Consider the following 24,220-nt stretch of genomic DNA (forward strand, 5'->3'; position numbering starts at 1 on the left):
GGAAGGCTATGCGCGATACCGCCGCCGCATCAAGCGCGCGGGGCGGCGGCGGGCCTCACGATCAGCAGCGTCCCGTCCACGCCCTCGACCCGCACGCTCTCCCCGACCGCGGGAGCCGCCGCGTCGCGCGGCAGCCGCGCCGCCCAGTCGCTGTCGCCGAGCCGGACGCGCAGCGCATGCTCATCGGCCTGGATGACGGTGGCGTGCCGCCCGACCAGCCCGGCCTCCGGCGCGTTCACGCGATGCGCCGTGCCCTCCGCCCGCCGCTTGAAGCGCAGCGAAAGCAACACGCCCCCCGCCAGCAGCAGCAGGAAGATCGCGACCTCCGCCGCGAAGCCGGGGTCGCGCAGCAGCACGACCAGCCCCGTGCCGATGGCCGCGATCCCGGCCCAGAGGAACCAGACCCCCGGCAGCAGCAATTCGGCGCCGAGCCCGACGAGCCCGGCCAGGATCCAGATCAGCCCCGGTTCCACGGGCTCACCCCCGGCACCGTCGGCGCGGCGGGCGGCGGGGAGCCCGCGGGCGGCGGCCCGGCGCGCAGCAGCTCCATCGCCTGGGTGATGCCCCCGGCCAGGGAGGCGCTTTCCATCGGCACCACCACGAGCTTGGAGGCCGGGTTGCCCGCCAGCGATTCGAAGGCCTTCACATATTGCTGGGCGATGAAGTAGCGCAGCGCGTCGGACCCCGCGCCGGCCGCCGCTTCCGCCACCATGCGCGTGGCGTTGGCTTCCGCCTGGGCCAGCGCCTCCCGCGCCTCCGCGTCGCGCAGCGCGGCGTCGCGCCGCCCCTCGGCCTGCAGCACCAGCGCCTGCTTGTCGCCCTCCGCCTTCGCCACGCTGGCGCGGCGCTCGCGCTCCGCCGTCATCTGCAGGTTCATGGCGCGGATCAGGTTCTCCGGCGGCTCGATCTTGCGGATCTCGACGCGGCTGACCTTGGCGCCCCAGGCCTCCGTCGCGCCATCGAGGATGCTGAGCAGCGAGGTGTTGATCCGGTCGCGCGACGACAGCGTCTGGTCCAGGTCCATCTCGCCGATCACGGCGCGGATGTTGGTCATGGCCATCGCCACCAGCGCCTGCTTCAGGTCCTGCACCGCATAGGCCGCCTTGGCCGGGTCCATGACGCGGTAATAGACGATGCCGTCCACGGCGACGGAGGCATTGTCCTTGGTGATGACGGACTGCTCCGGGATGTCGAGCACCACTTCCTGCACGTTCAGCTTCCGCCCGATGCCATCGACATAGGGGATGATGAGGTTGAGGCCCGGCTGCAGCAGCCGCGTGAAGGCGCCGAAGCGCTCCACCGACCAGACCTCCCCCTGCGGCACGGTGCGGACGCCCTTCGCCACGGTGACGACGGCCAGGACGAGGATGATGACGAGGATGATGGTGGCGAGCGGTATCTCGGGCATGCGGCAACCTCCGGGGATTCGACTCCACCTGTGCCCGATATCATCGGCCGCGAATGCGGCGCATGCATGACGTTCGCGTGTCTTGTCCTGCATCAAGGCGGCGGCGTCCCGCCCGGTCCAGGCTGCCACCCGTCAGGAAACGGGGGAATGGCGATGCAGGGCTGGATGAGGATGGCGGCGCCGGTGCTGCTGGCGGTGGCGCTGGCGCTGCTGCCGGCGCCGGCGGGCCTGGCGCCGCATGCCTGGCTCTACTTCGCGATCTTCGCCGGCGTGGTGCTGGCGCTGGTGCTGGAACCCATCCCCGGCGCGCTGATCGGGCTGACGGGCGTGACGCTCATCGCGCTGCTCGCCCCCTGGGTGCTCTACGGGCCCGCGGAGCTGGCGCGGCCGGGCTTCCGCCCCGCCACCGCCTCGCTCACCTGGGCGCTGTCGGGCTTCAGCAACGCCACGGTCTGGCTGATCTTCGCCGCCTTCATGTTCGCGCTGGGCTACGAGAAATCGGGCCTCGGCCGGCGCATCGCGCTGCTGCTGGTGCGCGCCATGGGCCGGCGGACGCTGACGCTGGGCTACGCCATCGCCTTCGCGGACCTGGCGCTGTCGCCCTTCACGCCGAGCAACACGGCACGCTCCGGCGGCACCATCTATCCGGTCATCCGCAACCTGCCGCCGCTCTATGGCAGCCTGCCCAACGATCCCTCCGCGCGGCGGGTCGGCGGCTATGTCATGTGGACGGCCATCGCCGCCACCTGCGTCACCTCCTCCATGTTCCTCACCGCGCTGGCGCCGAACCTGCTGGCGGTGGAACTGGCCAGCCGCACCGCGCGCGTGACCATCACCTGGTTCGAATGGTTCCTGGCCTTCGCCCCGGTGGGCCTGGTGCTGCTGCTGGCCGTGCCGGCGCTGGCCTGGAAGCTCTACCCGCCCGAGGTGACGGAGGGGCAGGAGGTCGTGGCCTGGGCCGGGGAGGAGCTGCGCCGCATGGGCGGCCTGACGCGGAAGGAGGTCACGCTCGGCCTCCTCGTCGTGGCGGCGCTCGCCCTCTGGGTCTTCGGCGAGCCGGCCTTCAACGGCACCACCGTGGGCCTGGCGGTCTTCGCCGCCATCGTGCTGACCGGCATCGCCAGCTGGGACGACGTGCTGGCCAACAGGCAGGCCTGGAACACGCTGACCTGGTTCGCGACGCTGGTGGCGCTGGCCGGCGGGCTGGCGCAGGTGGGCTTCGTGACCTGGTTCGCGGGCAAGGTGGGCGGCGCCGTCGCCGGCGTCTCCCCCATGGTCGCGCTGGTGGCGCTGGTGGTCGTCTTCTACCTGGCCCACTACGCCTTCGCCTCCGTCACCGCCCATGTCACGGCGCTGCTGCCGGTGATGCTGACGGTGGGCGCCGCCGTGCCGGGGATGGACCTGAAGGCGCTGACGCTGGCCCTCGTGCTCACCCTCGGCATCATGGGAATCCTGACGCCCTACGCGACGGGGCCGAGCCCGGTCTATTACGGCAGCGGCTACCTGCCGTCCCGCGACTACTGGCGGCTCGGCGCCGTCTTCGGGGCGCTGTTCCTGGTCGTCTTCCTGGTGGTGGGCATCCCCTGGATCATGCTGATCCGCTAGCCCGACCGAATCCCTTGGCCGGATCGGCCAGGGGGGCCTAGCCTCGGCGGGCTCCGCCGGGCTGCCCGCATGACCGATCCCTCCACCCCGAAGCCCGCCCCCTGGCTCCGCGTGCTCCGCCTTCCGCCGGTCCGCCTGGTGCTGCTGGGCGGGCTGCTCTTTGCCATGCTGGTGATGAGCAACGACGTCATGCTGGCCTTCGCGGGCCAGCCGATCCGCGCGGCCGCGGCCGCCGCCGGCATGGGGGCGCTCGGCCTCGCTGCCTATGCCGCCTTCGTCCGCTTCATCGAGGGTCGCGGCGTGAGCGAACTCGCCCTGCCGCCGCTGCGCCGGGACCTGCCGGTCGGCCTCGCGATCGGCGCCGGGCTCTACGCCGCCTGCGTGCTGATCCTGATGCTGCCCGGCATCTACCAGGTCGAGGGCCTGAACCCCTGGGCCTTCCTGCTGCCCGCGATCGCCATGGCGATCAGCTCCGGCATCTTCGAGGAGCTGCTCTTCCGCGGCGCGCTGTTCCGCATCCTGGAGGAGATGGCCGGCAGCTGGATCGCCCTCATCCTCTCCTCCCTCGTCTTCGGCTTCATGCACCTGCTGAACCCCGCGGCCACGGTGCTCGGCGCGCTGTTCATCAGCATCGAGGCCGGGCTGCTGCTGGCCGCCGCCTATGTGCTCACGCGCCGCCTCTGGCTCGGCATCGGCTTCCACATGGCGTGGAACTACACGCAATCCGCCATCTTCTCGGGCGTCGTCTCCGGCGGCGTCACCGCCCCCGGCCTCATCCGCCCGCGCATCGAGGGGCCGGTGGCGCTGACGGGCGGCAGCTTCGGCCTGGAGGCGTCGCTGGTCGCCTTCCTGCTCTGCACCGCGACGGGCGTGGTGCTGCTGGCCCTGGCCATCCGCCAGGGCCGGATGCGGCCCCCGCCGTGGCGCCGCGGGGGCTGACCCGCGCGTCTCAGCCGGGGTCGGCCGTGCGGATGCTCTCCGCGCCCTTGTGGTCCATCCGCCGGCCGAGCGTGGTGTCCAGCTGGCGGGACGCCTTCTGCAGCGCGCCCACCAGCGCCTGCTTCACCGTATCGGCCTCATGCGTCACCGCCATCGGCCTGGCGTTGGCGGGCCGCGCCTCGATCATGCAGCGCTTGTCGGTGCCGCCCTTCTCCGCGTTCACGTCGTTGATGTGGACCTCGACGCGGGTCAGGTGCTGGGCGAAGCGGCCGAGCTGCCCTTCCACCTTCTCCTGCACCCGCTCCACCAGCGCGGCGCTGCCATTGGTGTCGTTGTCCGTGTTGACCTGGACCAGCATGCGCATTCTCCCGGTTGCTTGGGGGGGCAACGCCCGGAAGCGCCGAGGGTTGTCAGCGCAGCGCCCGCTCGTATTCCGCCGGGAAGGTCGCCAGCGAACTCGCCAGCACCGTCGCCGCGCCATCCACCAGCCCGCAGCGCCCGCTGCCCGGCAGCAGCGCGGCCAGGTTGCGCAGCGCCTCCAGGTCCCCCGGCCGGCCATTCCCCGCCTCCAGCCGCTCCAGCAGCCGCGCCACCTGGAAGGTGCCGACCTTGCAGGGCGGGCATTGCCCGCAGCTCGATGCCGCGAAGAACCCCACATATTCCGCCGTCTTGCGCAGGATGGAGGTGCCATCCCCCACCACGATCATCGCCCCGGTGCCGAGCCGAGAGCCCCGCGCCCGCAGGCTGTCGAAATCCATCGCGACGTCCAGGTCGGCGGCCGTCAGCAGCGTGTTGGAGGGCCCGCCCGTGAACACCGCCTTGAAGCCCCGCCCGCCCAGCATCCCCCCGCCATGCTCGAAGACCAGCGCCCGCAGGCTGGTCCCCATCGGCAGCTCATGCAGCCCCGGCCGCAGCACGTCGCCCGAGAGCGAGAACAGCTTCGTCCCCGCCGCATCCCCGATGCCGAGGCCGCGATACCAGCCCGCCCCCTTCGCCAGGATGTGCCCGGCCTGCGCCAGCGTCTCCACATTGTTGACCAGCGTGGGCGCACCGCCGACGCCGTGGCTCGCGGGGAAGGGGGGTTTCAGCGCGGGGAAGGGGAAGCCGCCCTGCACGGAAGCCACCGCCGCCGTCTCCTCCCCCCCGATGTAGAGCCCGCTGCTCTCCACCACCCGCAGCGCCACCGCCTCTCCCACCGCCGCCGAGACCTCGGCCAGCAGCGGATGCGCCATCCATTGCGCCGCGGCGTCGCGCAGCCCGGCGACGGTCGCGCCCTCCCGCGGGTTCACATACAGCGCCACCCGCGCCGCCCGCACGGCCAGCGCCGCGACCAGCGCACCCTCGATCACCTGGTGCGGCGTCTCCGCCAGCAGGAAGCGGTCCTTGAAGGTGCCGGGCTCATCCTCGTTGCCATTGGCGATGATCCACTTGCCCGGCCCGGGCTCCGCCGCCACCGCCGCCCATTTCCGGTGCGCCGGGAAGCCCGCACCGCCCAGGCCGCGCAGCCCCGCTTCCTCGATCACCGGGATGATGGCGGCGGGATCGCGCAGCGCCGCCCGCAGCCCATGCCCCGCCACGGCCAGATGGGCATCCAGCGCGGCAACCCGCAGCGCCGGGTCCGTCAGCACCCTCATGCCGCCACCCGCTTCCGCAGCATCGCCGCCAGGTCCACATTGCCATAGGCCGGGAAGACCATCGGCGCCCGCCGGTCCAGCGGCAGCCCCGCCGCCACCAGCCCCCGTTCCCAATCCGCGAGATGCGTCAGCCCGACGCCGCGCGGCCGGTCCTCCCGCACCGCTTCCGCCGCCGCCGCCCCGGCGCGCCGCCCGAAGGCCACCAGCTCCAGCAGCGCATTGCCCATCAGCCGGTTCAGCCCGTGCAACCCGCCGGAGGCCTCGCCGGCGCAGAACAGCCCCGGCACCGCCGTGCGCCCCTCCGCATCGATGGCGATGCCGCCATTCTGGTAGTGCAGCGTGGGGCGGATCAGGAAGGGCTCCCGCGCCGGGTCGAAGCCCGCGCGATGCGCCAGGTGCGACAGCGTCACCAGCCGCTTCGCCAGGATGCCGGGATTCGCGGCCTCCAGCCCCGGCGTGTCGAGCAGCACGCCCGCGCAGCCCTCGCGCTCCACCGCGCGGCCTTCCGCGATCTCCCGCAGGATGGCGGCGGCCACCACGTCCCGCGGCGCCAGCTCATCCACGAAGCGCTGGCCGAGCCCGTTGAACAGCAACCCCCCCGCCGCCCGCGCGGCCTCGCTGATCAGCGTCCCGGCCAGGTGCGGCGGCCAGGCGATGCCGGTCGGGTGGTACTGGAAGCTCTCCACCTCCCGCAGCCCGGCGCCGAGCCGATAGGCCAGCACCAGCCCATCCGCCGTCGCGCCGTAATGGTTGCTGGTCGGAAAGCCGCCGAGATGCAGCCGCCCCGCGCCGCCCGTCGCCAGCACCACCGCGCCGGCGCGGGCCAGCACCAGCTCCCGCCGCTCCAGATCCAGCGCCACGGCGCCGGCGCAGCGCCCATGCGGGTCCGTCAGCAGCTCCACCGCCGGGTGGCGTTCCAGCACCGTGATCCCCGGCGTCAGCAGCACCGCCTCCCGGATCACGCGCATCAGCTCCAGCCCGGTATAGTCGCGGAAGGAGAGCAGCCGCGCCGCCGTCGCCCCGCCCGGCTTCTTGCGCAGCAGGTGGCCGCCGATGCGGTCCTCGCCCTCCGCCAGGTCGAAGCCCATGCCCTGCTGGATCAGCCAGCGGATCGCCTCCGGCCCATCCCGCACCATGGCCGCCACCAGCGCCCGGTCGGCGCGGAAATGCCCGGCGCGGAGCGTGTCCTCGTAGTGCCGTTGCAGCGAATCCTCGGCCCCCACCGCGGCCTGGATGCCGCCCTCCGCCATCACCGTGTTGCCGTCGCCCATGCGGAGCTTGGTCAGCATCAGCACCCGCGCGCCCGCCCGCGCCGCGGTCAGCGCGGCGATGCAGCCGGCGCCGCCCGCACCCAGCACCAGCACCTCCGCCTCCCGCATCGCGCGGCCGGCGATGTCCACATCCTCCACCAGCGCGTTGGAGTGCAGCAGGTCCGCCAGCGCGGCGGGGCAGGGGGCGCCGGCCGAGACGCCGACCCGCAGCGGCACCATCGCCCCCGGCGCCTGGTCCGGGTGGAAGCCCCGCAGCAGCGCATCGCGGTCGATGGCCGGCGGCGGCGCGGGATCGCGCGGCGCCGCCAGCGCGGCCTCCCAGCCGATCATGGCCGGCTCCCCGGCGAATCGAGGTCGATCGCCTGGCCGCCGCCCTCCACCTGACGGAGGCGCTCGATCAGGTCGCCCGGCCGCAAGGTCAGGCTGTTCGCCATCCGCCGCAGGAACTGGCCGAGATGCGACGGCGCGATGTGCTCCGGGCAGGCGGCCACGCAGAGGTTGCACATGACGCAATGGTCGAAGAGGGCCCCCGCCGCCAGCGCCCGGCCCTCCACCGCCAGGTTGACCGCCTTCTGCACCTCGATCCCCTTGGGGCAGGCGGCGTCGCAGCCGCCGCAATGGCGGCAATGCTTCGCCTCCGGGAAGACCGCATCCACCTGGCCGAGCGCCGTCCAGCTATCCCCCATGGCATCAAGCTCATAGGCATGCGGCCGCCTTGCCGGGAAATGGTCGATGAAGGCCACCTGCATCCCGGCCTCCGCCCGCGTCTCGCAGGCCAGGGCGGCGGCCGCGATCCGCTCCCCCGGCCGCCGCACCAGCACCCGGCAGGCCCCGCAGACCCCCTGGCCCATGCAGCCGACATTCTCCGTCAGGGGCAGCCCGGCGGCGATCCAGGCCTGGATGAGGGAGGCGCCCTCGGGCGCCTCGATCGCGTGGCCATCGATGATGAGGGGGATCGTCATGCCGCCACTGTCCCAGACCCGCGGGGCGTCCACCAATGACATATGTCATGCCCTCAATCGTCGTGCCGAAGGCACGCCTGCGGCGTGACGGGCGCGCGCTCCGCGCGCTTGGCTTCGCCGCACAGGCGGCGGGCCGCATTCCGGGACCCCATCAGCGTTGCAACGCAACGCAGATGGGCACCCGTCGCGGCCTCGGCCGGCTTCGCCGGCCGCAAGCTCCCCCTTGAACCTGTCGCGAGCGCTCGACCCCTTCTGGCCCGCCCGCCCGATCCGGGCGAGAATGGGCCATCCTGAAGGAGTTGCCCGATGGCCAACGAAGAACAGATCTGGCGCCTGGTCGACCAGCGCCGCGAGCCCTATGTCGAACTCTCCGACCGCATCTGGGGCATGCCGGAACTCTGCTACGACGAACACCGCAGCAGCGCCGAACACCGCGCGATGCTGGAGGCCGAGGGCTTCAAGGTCACCACCAACGTCGCCGGCATCCCGACCGCCGTGATGGGCGAATTCGGGGAGGGCGGGCCCGTCATCGCCATCCTCGGCGAATATGACGCGCTGCCCGGCCTGTCCCAGGAAGCCGGCGTCCCGGAGCCCCGCCCCGTGCCGGGCGAGAGCCGCGGCCATGGCTGCGGCCATAACCTGCTCGGCTCCGCCAGCCTGATGGCCGCCGCCGCCGTCAAGGATTTCCTCAGCGCCAACAACCTGCCGGGACGGGTGCGCTACTACGGCTGCCCGGCGGAGGAAGGCGGCGCCGCCAAGGGTTTCATGGTGCGCGACGGCGCCTTCGACGACGTGGACATCGCCATCACCTGGCACCCGTCGAACTTCGCCGGCGTCGATGACGCGATCAGCCTGGCGAACACCCGCATCGACTTCTCCTTCACCGGCCGCGCCTCCCACGCCGCCGCCGCGCCGCATCTCGGCCGCTCCGCGCTCGATGCCGTCGAACTGATGAATGTCGGCGTGAACTACATGCGGGAGCACATGCCGAGCGACGCCCGCATCCACTACGCCTATCTCGATGCCGGCGGCATCGCGCCGAATGTGGTGCAGGCCACGGCCAAGGTCCGCTACCTCATCCGCGCCCGCAACGTCGCGGAGCTCAAGCAGCTCGTCACCCGCGTCCGCAAGATCGCCGATGGCGCCGCGCTGATGACGGAATGCACCGTCTCCACCCGCGTCGTCTCCGCCGTCTCCGAACTCGTCGGCAACACGGCGCTGGAAAAGGCGATGCACGCCAACCTGGCGCGCCTCGGCGCCCCCGTCTGGGACGATGAGGACCGCAAGACCGCCGCCGCCTTCCAGGCCACCCTGTCGGAGGAGGACATCGCCTCCGCCTGGCGCCGCGTCGGCGTGGAGCCCCGCCCGGGCGAGGTGCTGTGCGAGCAGGTGGTGCCGGAAGGCGCCAAGGGCGTGCCGATGATCGGCTCGACCGATGTCGGCGACGTCTCCTGGAAGGTGCCGACCGTGCAGGCCCGGGGCGCCACCTGCGCCATCGGCACGCCCTTCCATTCCTGGCAGCTGACCGGCCAGGGCAAGCTGCCGGCGGCCCACAAGGGCATGGTCCATGTGGCGAAGGTGATGGCCGGCACGGCGGTGGATGCGCTGCTGAACCCGGCGATCATCGCGGAAGCCAAGGCCGACCACCGCAAGCGCACCGGCGGCAAGCCCTATGAAAGCCCGCTCCCGCCCGACGCCACCCCGGCGCTGGACATGAGCCTGTAGCCACCGGAAAGCCCTCTCCCCCCACCGGGGGAGAGGGTCGGGTGAGGGGGCCTCCCGGCCCGGGCCTCACGCCGCCGCCTGGCTGTCCCGCGCCGGTTCCGCCGCTTCCGCCGCCGGCGCGGCGGGCAGGACGATGCGGAACACCGCCCCCGGCCCCTCATTCGTCGCCGTGATCGTGCCGCCCATCCGCCGGATCAGCCCCTGGCAGATGGACAGGCCGAGCCCCGTGCCGCGCTCCAGCCCCTTGGTCGTGACGAAGGGCTCGAAGAGCCGCGCCATCACCTGGGGCGGGATGCCGCCGCCGGTGTCGGAGACGGTGATCAGCACCCTCTCCTCCGCCAGCGTCTCCGCCTTCAGCGTCACCAGCCGCTGCTCTTCCGGCGGCAGTGCCTGCATCGCATCCCGGGCATTGGCCAGCAGGTTCACCAGCACCTGCTCCAGCGCCACATTGTGCCCCAGCGCCCGCGGCGGCGGGTCCGTCAGCTCCACCCGCGTCACCACGCCGCCATCGCGCAGCGGCCCCGCCATCAGCGCCAGCACGCCCGCCAGCGCTTCCTCGATATGGATCGCCTCGGCCGGCGTCGTGTCATCCGTCCCGCGCGCCAGGCGGCGCAGATGCTCGATCACCTGGTTGGCGCGCCGCGTATAGGTGGTGATGCGGTCCAGCCGCTGGCCGATGGCCGCCATGTTGCCGCGCTTCTGCGCGCTATGCGCGTTGCTCACCGCCAGCTCGATCGCCTGCAGCGGCTGCTTCAGCTCATGCGCCAGCCCCGCCGCCAGCTCCCCCAGCGAGGCAAGCCGCGCGCTGCCGATCGCGCGCGCCTTGGCATCGCGCTCCGCCGTCACATCCGCGATGTAGCCGACGACGGACAGCGCCTCCCCCTCCACCGCGACCAGCCGCACCGTCATGCGCACCACGATGCTGCCGCCCCGCGCATGCCGCAGGCCGAGATCCGCCGCCCAGGCGCCGTCGCGCCGCAGCGCCTCGATCCCGTCCACCAGGCTGTCCCAGGGCTCCAGCACCCCCGGCAGCCCGCCCTCCGCGGCCAGCGCCTCTGGCGTCCAGCCGGAGACGGGTTCCACGCTGCGGCTCACGAACAGCTCCCGGTACCAGGGCCTTCCCTGCTCGATCATCGCCCGCGCCCCGGCGGCCAGCATGGCGCGGAAGACGATGACGGGCGCCAGCGCCAGCGTATCGTCCAGCTCCTGCCGCGCCGCCGCCTCGCGCTCCATTGCGCTGTGCTCGGCCGTCAGGTCGCGGACATAGCCGACGATCTCCCCCCCGCCCGCGGGGTTCACCGAAAGCCGCTCCATCTGCGTCAGCATCCGTCGCGCGCTGCCATCGGGCTGGCGCAGCTTCCAGGTCGCCTGCGCGAAGCCGTCCCGCAGCACCAGCGCGTTGCTCTCGGCGCGGGACAGCGAGGATTCCTCCACATACTCGTCCCAGGGGCCGAGCCCATCCAGCGCCCCGTTGGTCCACCCCGTCACGCCGGCGATGTCGCCGGTGCGGTACAGGATGCGGGACGATCCGTCGGGGAAGACCTTCCGCAGGAAGATCACGACAGGCAGCTTGCCCTGCAGGCGCTCCACCTCCGCCCGCCCGGCGCGCAGCATCGCCGCTTCCCGCCGCAGCCGCCGCTGGCGCACCGCGCCGTAGCCGAAGGCCAGCATCAGCAGCGCCGCCAGCGAATAGCCGCCCGCCGTGGCCAGCGACAGGTTGCGCACCCGCACCACCGGCGCCAGCGCGCCGGCCGCCGTCTGCCCCGCCACCGCGATGATGTTCGCCTGGTCGGAGGCCCGCAGCACCACCAGCATCACCTCCTGCTCCGCCGTGGTGGCGGTGCGGTGGTGCAGCACGCGCGCGCCCTCGCTCACCTGGCGCACCGCCTCGGGCAGGATGCGGCGGCCCACCATCTCCGGCGCCATGCTGCTATGGGCCAGCAGCACGCCATCGGTGCGCATCAGGCCGAGCGCCGTGTCGCTGCCGCTCCCCCGCATCGCCAGCGCGCGGCCGAGGTCGGCGGGGCGGTAATGCATCACCAGCACGCCGGCGAAGCGCCCGCCCTGGTCCTCCAGCCGCATCGTCACGGGCACCACCAGCTGCCCCGTGGCGCGGGAGGCGACAGGCTGGCCGAACCAGGGGGAGGGCGCGCCGCCGCGATGCACCTGCACATGCGGGCGGTCCGCCAGGTTCACGGCCGGCAGGCCGGGGCCGCTCTGCCACAGGCTGACGCCATCCGTGCCGGTGATGATCAGGTGGAAGACCGGCAGGCTGCGCAGCGTCAGCAGGTCGCGCAGCGACAGCTCGATCTCCTCCCGCCGCGTCTCCGCCTCCGGCCCCTCCGCCTGCAGCCAGCGCTGCGCCAGGCTGCGCAGCGCGCGCCCATCCTCCGCGATCCGGCGCAGCATCCCATCCGCCGCCAGCGCATCCAGCTCCGCCCGCGCGAAGACGCGCGCGGCTTCGGTCTGCGCGGCATCATCCGTCACCCGCGCGGCCAGCCACCAGGCGCCCGCGATGCTGGCCGCCACCACCATGCCGACGGCCGCGCGACGCAGCAGAAGCAGCGGGGCGCCGCCCGCCCCCGGGCCCCGCGCCGTGCCATCCTGCGGTGCCAGCGCGGAGAAGGTGGTCATCGCCGATGGCCCGGCGCAACAGGCCTGCGGGTCGGCGCGGCAGGGGGGAGCCTATGGGTCATCGTGACTCGGTCCAGGCGCTCTTCAGTCGCGGCGGCTTCGGTACCATCCACTTCCGGTGCAAATCTAAACGAAGCCGACATTTCCTGACTGCGGCCGGAGGGACCCCGACAATCCGGGGTTGTCTCCCGTTTCATGGTGGCGCGCATGCCGCGCATCCCCCGGCCCCGGCACCCCCGCCATGCGGCAATCGCCCTGGGCGGGAGCGCCCCATGCGACCTTCGATCGGCACGCGTTATACAATCATCGGGGCGCATGCCGCTTGAGTAACATGCGCACCGGATCAACCGCAGAGTGTATCCGGATAAAAAATAGTTAATTGATTGGCTTGCTGAACCGCAACGGTTGCAGCCGCCGGCACCAGCACGCGGATGGCGGGCGGTCCGCCGCCCGCTACATCGTCCCCAGCACCCGCGGCAGCCACAGCGCGATGTCCGGGAACACCACGACCAGGGCCAGCGAGACGAACATCGCCAGGATCATCCACAGCACCCAGGGGATGGTCGTTTCCATGGAGACGCCGGCGATGCGGCAGGACACCATCAGGTTGACCGCCATGGGCGGCGTGAACTGCCCGATCGCGATCTTCATCGTCAGGATCACGCCGAACCAGGTCAGGTCCCAGTGGAAGGCATTGGCGATCGGGATCAGCACCGGCAGCAGGATCAGGAAGGTGGAGACGCCGTCCAGGAACATGCCGATGAAGATCAGCACGATCATCAGCAGCGCGATGGTCCCGTATTCGCCGAGTCCCAGCCCCACGATCCAGGCCGCGACCGGCTGCACGATGCCGAGCGTGGAGGTGGACCAGGCGAAGACGCTGGCCAGCGCCACCACGATCAGGATGACGGCGGACAATTCCCCCGCCTCCACCAGCATCTCGTAGAGGTCGCGCCAGCTCAGCGTGCGGTAGATCACGGCGCCGACGAACAGCCCGTAGAACACCGCCATGACGGCGGCCTCGGTCGGCGTGAAGGCGCCGATCCGCATGCCGCCCAGGATGACGACGGGCGCCATCAGCCCCCAGATCGCCTCCTTGAAGGTCTGCCAGACCAGCAGCCGCTCCTCCGCCCGCGCCTTGCCGCCGAAATCATGGACGAAGGACAGCGCCAGCACGGCCACGATGATGGCGCAGCCCGCCAGGATCCCCGGGAACATCCCCGCCATGAAGATCGCGGGCACCGACACGCCCGGCACCAGCACGGCATAGATGATGAAGGCGATGGAGGGCGGGATCAGGATGTCCGTCGCCGCCGCCGCCGCCACCGTCGCCGCGATGAAGGGGCGGGGATAGCCATCCGCCACCATGCTCCGCGTCACCACCTGGCCCACGGCCGCCGATGTCGCGGGCCCGGACCCGCTGATGCCGCCGATCACCATGGCGACGAGCACGGAGACGGAAGCGAGCGCCCCGCGCCCCGCCCCCACGATCGCGGTCGCGAAGCGCACCAGGCGCAGCGCCACCCCCGTGCGGTCGAAGACGCTGCCCACCAGCACGAACATCGGGATGGCGATCAGCGGGTACTTGGCGATGCCCGCATAGACATTGGTCGGCATGGCCAGGATGGACTGGTCCGCCAGCAGGATCGCCAGCGCGCCGGCCAGGCCGAGCGCCACGCCGATCGGGATGCCGCCCAGCAGCAGCACCAGGAAGGTCAGGAAGAGGATCGCGCCGATCATCGCCTCAGCCTTCCCCGCCCCGCGCCAGGCGGATGAACCGCCCGGCCGCGCGCAGCACCACCACGGCGGAGAGCACCGGCAGCCAGCCCGTGTACCACCAGTTCGGATGGCCGAGGCCCGAGGACAGCACCTCGAACCGGTATTCGTCATAAGCGAGGCGCCAGCCATGCCAGACCAGCAGCCCGAAGCACAGCATGGTCAGCGCCATCGCCACCATCTCCGCCACCCGCTGCCCTTGCGGGGACAGCATGTCGGTGAAGTAGCCGATCTTGATGTGGCGGCCCGATGCGGTCGCGATGGCCGTGCCGAGCAGCGCCACCAGCACCATCAGCACCACGGAGTATTCCTCCGTGAAGCTGATGCTGATGTCCGTCAGGTAGCGGGTCGCGACATTGGCGGCGGTGATCAGCGCCATCGCCGCCATGGCCGCGGCCACCAGCGCCTCCTCGATCTTCAGCGTGATGCGGGTCGGCGGATTCTCTCGGAAGGCGCTGGGATCGGGCTCGGCAGCCATGGTCGGTCAATCGCTTGTCAGGGGAGAATGGAAAACGGCCCGCCGGGGGCATCCCGGCGGGCCGCACGGCCTGTCAGCCGAAGCGGTTCAGGCCCGCGCGCCGCGGATCGCCGCTTCCGCGCGGCGCACCAGGTCCGGCCCCACGGTCTGCGCCCATTTGTCATAGACGGGCCGCGTGGCGCGGGCGAAGGCCTGCTTCTCCGCGTCCGACAGCGTCGTCACCGTCACGCCGCGCCGCGCCAGCTCCTCCAGGCTCGACCGGTCGGCATCCACGCCGATGCCCTTGCGGCTCGCCTCGATCTGCGCCTTCGCGGCATCCCGCGCGCATTCCTGCACCAGCTGCCGGTCGGCCGGCGCGAAGCTGTCCATCACCTGCTTGGAGACGACGAAGACCCCCGCATCCGCGACATAGTTCCACACCGTCAGGTGCCGCTGCGCCAGCGTGTCCATGCGGAACGCCAGGTAGAGGTTGATCGGATTCTCCTGCCCATCCACCGCGCCGGTGGAGAGCGCGGGCTGCAGATCCGCGAAGGACATCTGCACGGGATTGGCGCCGAGCGCCGTGAAGATCTCGCTGAAGATGGCGCCGGCGGCGAAGCGGATCTTCATGCCGCGCAGGTCGCCGGGCTCCCGGATCGCGCGGCGGCTGTTGGAGATCTCGCGGAACCCGTTCTCGCCCCAGGCCACCGGCACCACGTCGCGGGACGACAGGGTGCGGAACAGCTCCTCGCCCACCGGGCCGTTGATGATGGCGTCGAAGCCCTTGTGGTCATTCAGCAGGAAGGGGAGGGAGAAGACGTTCATCTCCCGGATCTGGGGGGAGATGTTGATGGTCGAGAAGACGCCGAAATCGACCACGCCCTGGCGCATCGCCACCAGCTCCCGCGTCTGGTCGCCGCCGACCAGCTGGCTGCCCGGATAGACCTTCACCGTGATCCGCCCGCCGGAGCGCTGCGTCACCATATCCGCCCACTGGAAGGCGCCTTCCGAGAGCGGGATCGGCCGGTTGCCGACGACGGTCAGCTTGTATTCGGATTTGTAGGCGGCCTGCGCCTTCGCCACATGCGGCAGCGCCAGCAGGCCCGCGCCGGCCAGCAGCGCGCCCCGGCGGCTCATCACGATCGACATCCGGATCCCCTCCCAAGGTGGTGCGCCTTGCCTGGCGCTCTTTCCAGGGGCGGAGCATGCGGGCAGCGATGCCCCTTCGGCAAGGGGATCAGCCCCGGAGGAAAATCGACCCCGCCGCCGCCTCGAAGATGGCGGGATCCAGCCCTTCCTCCCCCGGCGCGCGGCGCAATTCCGCATAGGCGCGCTTCACCACCGCCGGCACCGCGGCATCGCGCAGCAGCGCGTCGGTGGTGCGCCCGTGGTGCCGCAGCGCCCCGGCCAGGAAGCCCTCGGTCGCGGCGGAAGCCTCGCCCCGCAGGCGCAGCCCCACCCGCGCCACCACGCCGCGCCAGTCCCGCAGCAGGTCGTCGTAATGCACCACCACGCGGTCCAGCCCGCGCGTGTCGTGCTCCGCCGCCACCACATGGGCCAGCCACAGCCGCAGCGCGTCCCGCTTCGCCATCCCGTCCCGCGCGGCGAGGGAGGCCGCGACCTCCAGCGGGTTGCGCACCGCCAGCACCGCGAAGGGCCGGGCGCCCACCGCCGCCAGGGCCGGCAGCCAGGCCGGCAGCAGCCGGCAGGCGCGCGGGTCCTTCAGGATGAAGGCGGCCCCTTCCGGCACCTGCGCCCGCAGCAGCGCCACACACTCCGGCACGAAGCCCGCCAGCACCGCCGCGGCATCGGGGGCGAAGGGCCGCGCATCGTCCCAGCCGCTGCCGAGCGCCGCCAGCATCGCATCATCCAGCGCCACCATGCCGCGCGACTCGAAGAAACCGCGCGGATTATCCGCCCGCCCCGCCATCAGGTCCGCCGGCAGCGCCGGCCCGTGCAGGGACAGCACGCGGGTCAGCGCGGAGGTGCCGGAGCGATGCATCCCCAGCACCATCAGCGCGCTGCGCATCGCGCTATTCCGCGCGGATATTCGCGGCCTGCGCCACGGCCGCCCAGCGCGGCACCTCGGCCGCGACCATGGCCGTGTATTCCGCCACGCTCATCCGGTTGGGCGGCGCGCCGAGCTCCGCCAGGCGGTCCACCATGGCCGGCGTGTTCAGCCCCGCCACCACCGCCTCGTTGATCCGCTGCGCGATCTCCGCCGGCATCCCCGCGGGGCCCGAGAGGCCGAACCAGTTGGTGGCGACCAGGCTCGGGAAGCCGGCCTCCGCCACCGTCGGCACCTCCGGCCAGCGCGCCGCGCGCTCCGGCAGGGTGATGGCCAGCAGGCGCAGCCGGTCGTTCCGGCCGATATCCGGCACCGCCGCGATCAGCCCCTCCACCTGGCCGCCGATCACATCCGTCACCGCCGGCGCGCTGCCGCGATAGGGCACATGGGTGATCTCCACCCCCGCCGCGCGGTTCAGCAGTTCCAGCTTCACATGGCTCGAGGTCCCGATGCCGTTCGACCCGAACCGCACCGCGCCGGGCGATGCCTTTGCCCGTTCCACCAGCTCGGCCATCGTCCTGATCGGCCCGCTGGCGCTGACCGCGATCGCCGACGGCACCGCGGCGACCAGCGCAATGTGGAGAAAATCCCGCACGGGGTCATAGGGCACGTTGCGCGACACCGCCGGGCCGATGGCCTGGGAGGCGATGTTGGACAACACGATCGCGCTGCCATCGTTCGGGCCCTTGGCGACGGCATCGGACCCGATGGCCCCGCCCGCGCCCGCGCGATTCTCCACCACCACCGGCATGCCCATCGCGGCCTCGATCTCCCGCGCCGCCAGCCGCCCGAGCAGATCCGCCGTGCCGCCGGCGGGGAAGGGGACCACCAGGCGCAGCGGGCGCCGCCCGGTCTGGGCCAGGGCCGGGGTGGCCAGCAGGCCAGCCAGGGGCGCGGAGAGCAGGGTGCGGCGGCGCATCGGGGGATCCTCATCCTGGGATGCCACCAGCATACCGCGCCCGGCAGCGGCGGTCATGGCCCGGCGCCGCCGCCGCTTCCGTTCTCCGCGCAGCCCGGACGGGAGACGACCTTGCCATCCGGCTAACAGGAAATGGAATAACCATCCCTTTCCCGGTTGCGCGGAGAAAAAAGACGCTGTTATCCTGGGGTGGCAGAGGACAGATGCCCCGATGACGTACATCCGCACCCGCCCGCCGCTCGACACCATGCTGGCCGGCATCGCCGCCGCCGCGCGGCAGCCCTTGGCGGAGCGCCCGGGCGCGGTCGCCGCCGCCATCGCGGCCTTCGCCGCGGATCCCACCCTGCTGGCGGAGGTCGATTGCCCCTGCTGCCCCGATCGCTATGTGCGCCACCTGCTGGGCGCGGATGAGGCCGGCGGCTACGCCGTGGTGGCGCTGGTCTGGCGCCCCGGCCAGATGTCACCCGTGCATGGCCACCGCACCTGGTGCGCCTTCGCCGTCCACCAGGGCACGCTGACCGAAACCTATTACGAGCCCGGCGAGGAACACCCGGTGCCGACCGGGACGCGGCTGCTCCGCCCCGGCGACGCCAACCACGGCCCGGCCGATCCGCGCCTGATCCACCGCATCGCCAACCTGTCCTGCCGGACGGCGATTTCCATCCACTGCTACGGCGTCGGCTATGACCGCTTCGGCAGCGACGTGAACGAGGTCCACGCGGCGTAGGCCGGTCGATGGGGAAGGCTCTGCCTTCCCCATCCCCCATCCGCCCAAAGGGACCAGGGGGGGCGAACCGCCCCTGGACCGTCGCCAGCTAGCCCGCCTGCTGTTCCAGCACCCGCGCCAGCGACGCGCTCATCGCCTCCGCCGCCGCCGGCAGCCGCCGCCCGCGCCGCGCCAGCAGCGCGATCCGCCCGCCATTCAGCAGCGGGTCCACCAGCGGAATCGCCTTCACCCGCCCCAGCGCCGCATGCAGCGCCAGCACCCGCGGCACCATCACCGCCACCCCGCGCCCATCGGCGATGAAGGCCGCGGCCACATGCGGCGAATTGGTCTCCAGCACCGGCCGGATCGGCGCCCGCGCCGCGCGGCAGGCCGTGTCGAACAGCGCGCGCGAGGATCCGAGGTAGGACGGCGCCACCACCGGCAGCCCCGCCAGCTCCGCCAGCGTCAGCTTCTCCGCCCCCGCCAGCGCATGGCCCGGCGCCACCATCACCGCCAGCGGCTCGGCGGCGGAAGCCAGCACCTCCACCTCCGGATCGGCGGAGGGATTGAACGCGATCCCCAGATGGCAGGTCCGGTCCCGCAGCGCCGCCAGGATCGCCTCCGACCCCACCACCGCGATGTCGAGCGTGACCGCCGGATAGGCCGCGCGGAAGGACGCCAGCGCCGCCGAAAGGCCGGAGGCCGCGAAGCTCTCCACCAGCCGCACCACCACATGCCCGCGCCGCACGCCGCGCAGCGCATCGAGGTCCGCGCGCAGCCGCTCCGTCAGCTGCGTCGCCTCCCGCCCATGATGCAGCAGGATCTCGCCCGCCGGCGTCAGCGCCACGCCGCGCGCGCCGCGTTCCAGAAGCTGGACGCCCAGCTCCTCCTCCAGCTGCTGGATGCGGCGGCTGATGGCGGATTGCGCGAGCCGCAGGCGCAGCGCGGCCTCCCGCATCGAGCCCGCCTGGGCCACGGCCAGGAAGCAGCGCAAGCCGGGTGGCATCATGGTCGTTGTTCTCCCGCCCCGATGCCTGAAGGGCATCGCGCCGAGATAGATTTTCCGCTTGCGGCATCGGCGTCAACAGACTTGTATTCATCCTGTGTTCAATTCAGCAGGCAAGCCATGATCATCGAAGGCGTCCCCTTCCAGACGGTGGACTGGTCCGCCTGGCCGGAGACGCACCACAAGGGCGAGACCGGCCACGCCACCTGGCGGACGCTGGAGGTCGGGAACATCCGCGTCCGCATGGTGGAGTATTCGCCGGGCTACAAGGCGGACCACTGGTGTTCCCGCGGCCATGTGCTGCTGGTCATGAAGGGTGAGCTGACCACCGAGCTCGCCGATGGGCGTGTCTTCGTCATGAAGCCCGGCGTCTCCTACCAGGTCGCCGAGAATGCCGAGCCGCACCGCAGCCAGACGGAGACGGGCGCCACCCTGTTCATCGTGGATTGAGGAGAGACCGGATGCGCCTGACGCGCCGCGCGGCCCTTGCCGCCAGCATCACCGCCCTCGCGCATCCCGCGCTGGCGCAATCGGATTTCCCCAACCGGCCCATCCGGGTCATCGTGCCCTCGGCGCCGGGCGGCAGCCTCGACATCCTGGCCCGGCTGATCGCGCGGCATCTCGGCGAACGCCTGGGCTGGCAGGTGCCGGTGGAAAACCGCAGCGGCGGCGGCGGCAATATCGGCTTCGACGCCGTCGCGAAGGCCAGGCCGGATGGCTACACCGTGCTGATCGCCTCCGAACCGCTGACGGTGAACCCCAGCCTCTTCCGCACGCTGCCCTTCGACCCGCTGCGCGACTTCCAGCCGCTGACCATGATCGCGACGCTGTCGCAGGTGCTGGTCGTCCACCCCTCCGTCCCCGCGCGCAGCTTCGCGGAATTCGTAGCCCTGGCCCGTTCCGGCGGGCCGGAGATCAACATCGGCTCCGCCGGCACCGCATCCCCCGGCCACATGGCCGTCGCGCAGCTCGTCCATGCCCGCGTGCCGCTGACCCATGTCCCCTATCGCGGCGGCGGCCCCGCGGTGCAGGACACGGTCGCGGGCAACATCCAGGGCGGCATCATGACGCTGCCGGCCGCACTCCCCTTCATGCAGTCGGGGCAGGTGAGGGCGCTGGCCGTCACCTCCGCCCGCCGGTCCCCCTTCGCGCCCGATGTGCCCGCGATGGCGGAGCTGCTGCCCGATGTCGTGGTGGATAGCTGGCAGGCCCTGCTGCTGCCCGCCGGCGTGCCGCCGGAGGTGCTGCGCCGCCTGCACACGGAAATCACCGCCGTCATCCGCCTGCCGGAGGTGGATGAGTTCCTCAAGCGCCAGGCCTTCGAACCCGCCCCCGGCACGCCGGAGGAACTGGGCGCCCTGATCCGCGCGGAGGTGCCGAAATGGCGCCGCGTGGTGGAACAGACCGGCCTTCGCCTCGACTGACCATCACCCAGGAAACGGAACCGAGAATGCCGCGCACCCCCACCATCTTCAACGAGGCGCGGATGCGCGCCATGATGGACCGCAAGGGCCTCGACCTCGTCATCGTGCGGGGCGTGGAGAATTCGCGCTACATCAGCGAGTTCTTCCACAATGGCGGCAACCTCGGCTATCGCCCCTTCTGCGTCTTCTACTTCCGCGATCCCGCGAAGAAGCCCGCCTTCGTCGTCCCCGCCGTGGACCTCCATTTGGCGATGACGCTGACCTGGATCGAGGATGTCCGCGCCTACGCCATGGCGGAATTCTTTACAGATGTGGACACGCATTTCTACGAGGACTTCGCCGGCGCGGCGAAGGCCATCCTGGCCGAGCGCGGCGTGACAGGCATGCGCGTCGGCACGGAGGGCGACAACCTCACCAGCGGCTTCCGCACCCTGCTCGACGGCATCCTCGCCGGCAACACGATCGAGGACATCTCCTTCGACATGGAGATGGTCCGCATGGTGAAGACGCCGGAGGAGATCCGCCGCCTGAAGCTGGCCACCGAGATCACGGTCAAGGCCCACGCCGCCTTCCGCGCCGCCATCCGCCCCGGCGCCACCGACAACGACCTCCATCGCGCCGCCTGCCTGACGATGCTGCAGGAAGGCGCCACGGCGGTGAACTTCATCAATATCGGCGCCGGCCCCGCCAATTCCTTCGCGGCGCATGACCCGTTCCCCCGCGGCTATACGCTGCGGCACGGGGATTTCGTAAAGGTGGACATGGGCGCGCAGGTGCTCGGCTACTCCGCCGATTTCGTCCGCAGCTACTTCATCGGCACCGCCAGCCAGCGCCAGCAGGACATCTGGAAATGGCTGAACGAGGTGCAGCTGGAACTCTGCGCCTGGATCCGCCCCGGCGTCACGGGTGGCGAGATCTTCGACCGCGGCTACAAGCACATCAGCAAGCATGTCGAGAAATTCCCGCGCGAATTCCTCGGCCACGGCATCGGCCTCGGCAGCCACGAGCAGCCGCGCATGAACGCCGTGAACCGCACGGTGGTGGAGCCCGACAGCGTCCTCTGCGTCGAATACAGCTACTATTGCGACGGCGTCCGCCACCACACGGAGGAAACCTTCCATGTCGGCGCGACCGCCAACGACCACTGGACGAAGGATTGTCCGAGAGAGCTGATCGTGAAGGTCTGACGCGATGACCGCGCTTGCCGGCATCACGGTCGTCGATCTCTCGACGCATCTCTCCGGCCCCTACTGCACCATGCTGCTCGGCGACCTCGGCGCCGACATCATCAAGGTGGAGCGGCCGGGCGGCGACGATGCGCGGGGCATGCCGCCCTTCGTCGATGGGCGCTCGGCCCCCTTCGACATCTGGAACCGCAACAAGCGCAGCATCGTGCTGGATGCGAAGAAGGAAGCGGAGACGCTGCGCGCCCTGATCGCGCGCGCCGATGTGCTGGTGGAGAACATGCGCCCCGGCACGCTGGACCGCATGGGCCTGGGGTGGGAGGCGCTGCACGCCGCGCATCCCCGCCTCATCCTCGCCTCCATCTCCGGCTTCGGGCAGACCGGCCCCTGGGCCGGCCATGGCGGCTTCGACCTGATGACGCAGGGCATGGCGGGCCTCATGGCCGGCAACGGCCCGGCGGAGGGCGAGCCCCACCGCCTGCCCATCGCCATCAGCGACCTGACGGCGGGGCAGCACTGCGCCATCGCCATCCTCGCCGCCCTCAATGCCCGCCACGCGACGGGGCAGGGGCAGCGGGTGGAAGCCTGCCTCTTCGCCTCCGCCCTCTCGCTCGGCGTCTATGAGGCCGCGCATGTGCTGGCGCTGGGCACCAGGCCCGAACGCCTCGGCCAGTCCCATCGCGGCACCTCGCCCTACCGCGCCTTCCAGGCCTCCGATGGCTGGATGACGATCGGCGCCTCCCAGCCCAATTTCTGGCCGCGTTTCTGCGCCATCATCGGCGCGCCGGACCTGCCCGCCGATCCGCGCTTCGCCACCAATGCCGACCGCGTCGCCAACAACGCCGCGCTGGTCGCCATCATCGCCGGGCGCCTGGCGGAGAAGCCGCGCGCCCATTGGCTGGCCGCGCTGGAGGAAGCCGGCATCCCGGCCGAGCCGGTGCTGTCCTACGACGAGGCGCTGGCCCACCCCCAGGCGCAGGCCATCGGCGTGCTGGCGCCGATCCCGGGCGCCGCGGAGGGCATCCGCGCGACGCTCGCCACGCCCTTCCACCTCTCCGCCACGCCACCCGCGGTCCGCGCCGCGGCGCCGAGGCTCGACGAACACGGTGCCGCCATCCGCGCCACCCTTCCGGCCCGCGCCGCCGCGGAATAGGTTTTCTCGAATCGACGAGGAGCCCGCCATGTCCGGCCGCAATGCCATGCTCGAAGACGCGCTGGTCGAGGCGCGGGAGCAGTATGCGGCCGCGCGCCCCGCCAGCGCGGCGCAGCACCGGGACAGCCTGGCCGTCATGCCCGGCGGCAACACGCGATCCGTCCTGTTCCACGGCCCCTTTCCCTTCACGGCGGAGAAGGGGGAGGGCTGCCTGCTGACGGATATCGACGGCCATCGCGTCGTCAGCATGATCGGCGAATTCACCGCCGGCCTCTTCGGCCATTCCCATCCCGCCATCCGCGCCGCCGTGCTGCGCGCGCTGGATGGCGGCGTGAACCTGACGGCGCATAACCGCTTCGAGGGCCGCTTCGCCGAACTCGTCTGCGCCCGCTTCCCCTCGGTGGAGCGGGTGCGCTTCACCAATTCCGGCACGGAAGCCAATCTGCTGGCGCTGGCCACCGCCACCATCGCCACAGGCCGCAAGACCATCATGGGCTTCGATGGCGGCTACCATGGCGGCTTGATGACCTTCGCCGGCGGCGGCAACCCGATCAACGTGCCGCACAAGACGGTCGTCGCCCCCTACAATGACGTGGACGCCGCGCTCGCCATGGCCCGCGCCAACGCCCCCGACCTCGCCGCCATCATCCTGGAGCCGATGCTGGGCGGCGGCGGCTGCATCCCCGCGACCCCCGCCTTCCTCCAGGCGCTCCGCGATGTCGCGACCGAGACCGGCGCCGTGCTGATCTTCGACGAGGTGATGACCAGCCGCCTCGCCCCCGGCGGCCTGCAGGACGCCACCGGCGTGATGCCGGACATGACGACACTGGGGAAATACATCGGCGGCGGCATGTCCTTCGGCGCCTTCGGTGGGCGCGAGTCGCTGATGGCGATCTTCGATCCGCGCCGGCCGGATGCGATCCCCCATGCCGGCACCTTCAACAACAACACCCTGACCATGTCCGCCGGCATCGCCGCGCTGTCGGAGATCTACACGCCCGATGTCGCCGTCACGCACAACGCGAATGGCGATGCGCTGCGGGATGCGCTGAACGCGCTGGCCGCGAAGCATGGCGTGCCCATGCTGGTCACGGGCCGCGGCAGCATGATGGCCTTCCATTTCGGCCATGCCGTGCCCCGCAACGCGGCGGAGGCCAATGCGATGAACCAGCCGCTGAAGGAATTGCTGTTCCTCGATTTGCTGGATCGCGGCTTCTACATCGCCCGCCGCGGCATGATCGCCCTGTCGCTGGCGGTCGGCGCCGGGGAGCGCGCCGGCTTCCTCGCCGCCATGGACGACCTTTTCGAGATCCGCGCCGACCTGATCCGCGCGGCGGTGGGCTGAGGAC

Annotated in this window: 22 protein-coding genes; 9 read left to right on the plus strand and 13 right to left on the minus strand. The window is 71.7% G+C overall.

What is annotated here, in order from left to right:
- Positions 1-29: 29 nt before the first annotated feature.
- Positions 30-473: an NfeD family protein gene (locus JJI54_RS25945; RefSeq protein WP_203076309.1), complete on the minus strand. Its 444-nt coding sequence runs from the start codon at positions 471-473 to the stop codon at positions 30-32.
- Positions 458-1,408 (minus strand): SPFH domain-containing protein, encoded by a 951-nt coding sequence (locus JJI54_RS25950; protein WP_203076310.1) that lies wholly within the window; start codon positions 1,406-1,408, stop codon positions 458-460. Before JJI54_RS25950 ends, JJI54_RS25945 begins: the two co-directional genes overlap by 16 nt.
- A gap of 147 nt (positions 1,409-1,555) precedes the next feature.
- Between JJI54_RS25950 and JJI54_RS25955 the strand changes: the two genes are divergently transcribed.
- Entirely contained in the window at positions 1,556-3,013 is a 1,458-nt protein-coding gene (locus JJI54_RS25955; protein WP_203076311.1) for an anion permease, read from the plus strand.
- 69 nt (positions 3,014-3,082) lie between these two features.
- The gene (locus tag JJI54_RS25960) at positions 3,083-3,952 is read left to right on the plus strand and encodes a CPBP family intramembrane glutamic endopeptidase (protein WP_203076312.1); all 870 of its coding nucleotides are present in this window, start codon (positions 3,083-3,085) and stop codon (positions 3,950-3,952) included.
- Between the two features lie 10 nt (positions 3,953-3,962).
- On the opposite strand, the gene JJI54_RS25965 is transcribed toward JJI54_RS25960, so the two are convergent.
- From JJI54_RS25965 to JJI54_RS25980, 4 genes are read right to left on the minus strand one after another with little or no spacing between them, the layout of a single operon-like run.
- Positions 3,963-4,310, minus strand: a complete 348-nt coding sequence (locus JJI54_RS25965; protein WP_203076313.1) for an HPF/RaiA family ribosome-associated protein — start codon at positions 4,308-4,310, stop codon at positions 3,963-3,965.
- Positions 4,311-4,362: 52 nt separating this feature from the next.
- Positions 4,363-5,586: an NADH-ubiquinone oxidoreductase-F iron-sulfur binding region domain-containing protein gene (locus JJI54_RS25970; protein WP_203076314.1), complete on the minus strand. Its 1,224-nt coding sequence runs from the start codon at positions 5,584-5,586 to the stop codon at positions 4,363-4,365.
- On the minus strand, positions 5,583-7,187 hold the full coding sequence (locus JJI54_RS25975; RefSeq protein WP_203076315.1) for an FAD-binding protein: 1,605 nt from the start codon (positions 7,185-7,187) through the stop codon (positions 5,583-5,585). The genes JJI54_RS25970 and JJI54_RS25975 overlap by 4 nt, the downstream gene beginning before the upstream one ends.
- Positions 7,184-7,819 (minus strand): 4Fe-4S dicluster domain-containing protein, encoded by a 636-nt coding sequence (locus tag JJI54_RS25980; RefSeq protein WP_226382117.1) that lies wholly within the window; start codon positions 7,817-7,819, stop codon positions 7,184-7,186. The genes JJI54_RS25975 and JJI54_RS25980 overlap by 4 nt, the downstream gene beginning before the upstream one ends.
- A gap of 306 nt (positions 7,820-8,125) precedes the next feature.
- Between JJI54_RS25980 and JJI54_RS25985 the strand changes: the two genes are divergently transcribed.
- Complete coding sequence (locus JJI54_RS25985; protein WP_203076317.1) at positions 8,126-9,544, plus strand: M20 family metallopeptidase; 1,419 nt, start codon at positions 8,126-8,128, stop codon at positions 9,542-9,544.
- A gap of 66 nt (positions 9,545-9,610) precedes the next feature.
- Here JJI54_RS25985 and JJI54_RS25990 read toward each other — a convergent pair whose 3' ends face one another.
- The 6 genes from JJI54_RS25990 to JJI54_RS26015 form a co-directional block, all read right to left on the minus strand.
- Complete coding sequence (locus JJI54_RS25990; RefSeq protein WP_203076318.1) at positions 9,611-12,178, minus strand: ATP-binding protein; 2,568 nt, start codon at positions 12,176-12,178, stop codon at positions 9,611-9,613.
- Positions 12,179-12,631: 453 nt separating this feature from the next.
- Complete coding sequence (locus JJI54_RS25995) at positions 12,632-13,918, minus strand: TRAP transporter large permease (RefSeq protein WP_203076319.1); 1,287 nt, start codon at positions 13,916-13,918, stop codon at positions 12,632-12,634.
- A 4-nt stretch (positions 13,919-13,922) separates the two neighbouring features.
- Positions 13,923-14,432 (minus strand): TRAP transporter small permease, encoded by a 510-nt coding sequence (locus JJI54_RS26000; protein ID WP_203076320.1) that lies wholly within the window; start codon positions 14,430-14,432, stop codon positions 13,923-13,925.
- Positions 14,433-14,519: 87 nt separating this feature from the next.
- Entirely contained in the window at positions 14,520-15,548 is a 1,029-nt protein-coding gene (dctP, locus tag JJI54_RS26005; protein ID WP_226382118.1) for a TRAP transporter substrate-binding protein DctP, read from the minus strand.
- 100 nt (positions 15,549-15,648) lie between these two features.
- Positions 15,649-16,440: a sulfotransferase family protein gene (locus tag JJI54_RS26010; RefSeq protein WP_203076322.1), complete on the minus strand. Its 792-nt coding sequence runs from the start codon at positions 16,438-16,440 to the stop codon at positions 15,649-15,651.
- 4 nt (positions 16,441-16,444) lie between these two features.
- Positions 16,445-17,398 carry a Bug family tripartite tricarboxylate transporter substrate binding protein gene (locus JJI54_RS26015; protein ID WP_203076323.1) on the minus strand — a complete coding sequence of 318 codons (954 nt, stop codon included), beginning with the start codon at positions 17,396-17,398 and terminating at the stop codon, positions 16,445-16,447.
- Positions 17,399-17,609: 211 nt separating this feature from the next.
- Here JJI54_RS26015 and JJI54_RS26020 point away from each other — a divergent pair, with 211 nt between their 5' ends.
- On the plus strand, positions 17,610-18,125 hold the full coding sequence (locus JJI54_RS26020; RefSeq protein WP_203076324.1) for a cysteine dioxygenase family protein: 516 nt from the start codon (positions 17,610-17,612) through the stop codon (positions 18,123-18,125).
- 88 nt (positions 18,126-18,213) lie between these two features.
- Here JJI54_RS26020 and JJI54_RS26025 read toward each other — a convergent pair whose 3' ends face one another.
- Positions 18,214-19,113 (minus strand): LysR family transcriptional regulator, encoded by a 900-nt coding sequence (locus tag JJI54_RS26025; RefSeq protein WP_203076325.1) that lies wholly within the window; start codon positions 19,111-19,113, stop codon positions 18,214-18,216.
- Positions 19,114-19,230: 117 nt separating this feature from the next.
- Between JJI54_RS26025 and JJI54_RS26030 the strand changes: the two genes are divergently transcribed.
- The 5 genes from JJI54_RS26030 to JJI54_RS26050 are packed head-to-tail and all read left to right on the plus strand — an operon-like array spanning position 19,231 to position 24,216.
- On the plus strand, positions 19,231-19,560 hold the full coding sequence (locus JJI54_RS26030; protein WP_203076326.1) for a DHCW motif cupin fold protein: 330 nt from the start codon (positions 19,231-19,233) through the stop codon (positions 19,558-19,560).
- Positions 19,561-19,571: 11 nt separating this feature from the next.
- Entirely contained in the window at positions 19,572-20,534 is a 963-nt protein-coding gene (locus JJI54_RS26035) for a Bug family tripartite tricarboxylate transporter substrate binding protein (protein ID WP_203076327.1), read from the plus strand.
- A 26-nt stretch (positions 20,535-20,560) separates the two neighbouring features.
- Positions 20,561-21,721: a M24 family metallopeptidase gene (locus JJI54_RS26040; RefSeq protein WP_203076328.1), complete on the plus strand. Its 1,161-nt coding sequence runs from the start codon at positions 20,561-20,563 to the stop codon at positions 21,719-21,721.
- A gap of 4 nt (positions 21,722-21,725) precedes the next feature.
- The gene (locus JJI54_RS26045) at positions 21,726-22,871 is read left to right on the plus strand and encodes a CaiB/BaiF CoA transferase family protein (protein ID WP_203076329.1); all 1,146 of its coding nucleotides are present in this window, start codon (positions 21,726-21,728) and stop codon (positions 22,869-22,871) included.
- Between the two features lie 28 nt (positions 22,872-22,899).
- Positions 22,900-24,216 carry an aspartate aminotransferase family protein gene (locus tag JJI54_RS26050; protein WP_203076330.1) on the plus strand — a complete coding sequence of 439 codons (1,317 nt, stop codon included), beginning with the start codon at positions 22,900-22,902 and terminating at the stop codon, positions 24,214-24,216.
- Positions 24,217-24,220 lie beyond the last annotated feature (4 nt).

Source organism: Falsiroseomonas ponticola (assembly GCF_016805305.1).
Lineage (GTDB): Bacteria > Pseudomonadota > Alphaproteobacteria > Acetobacterales > Acetobacteraceae > Falsiroseomonas > Falsiroseomonas ponticola.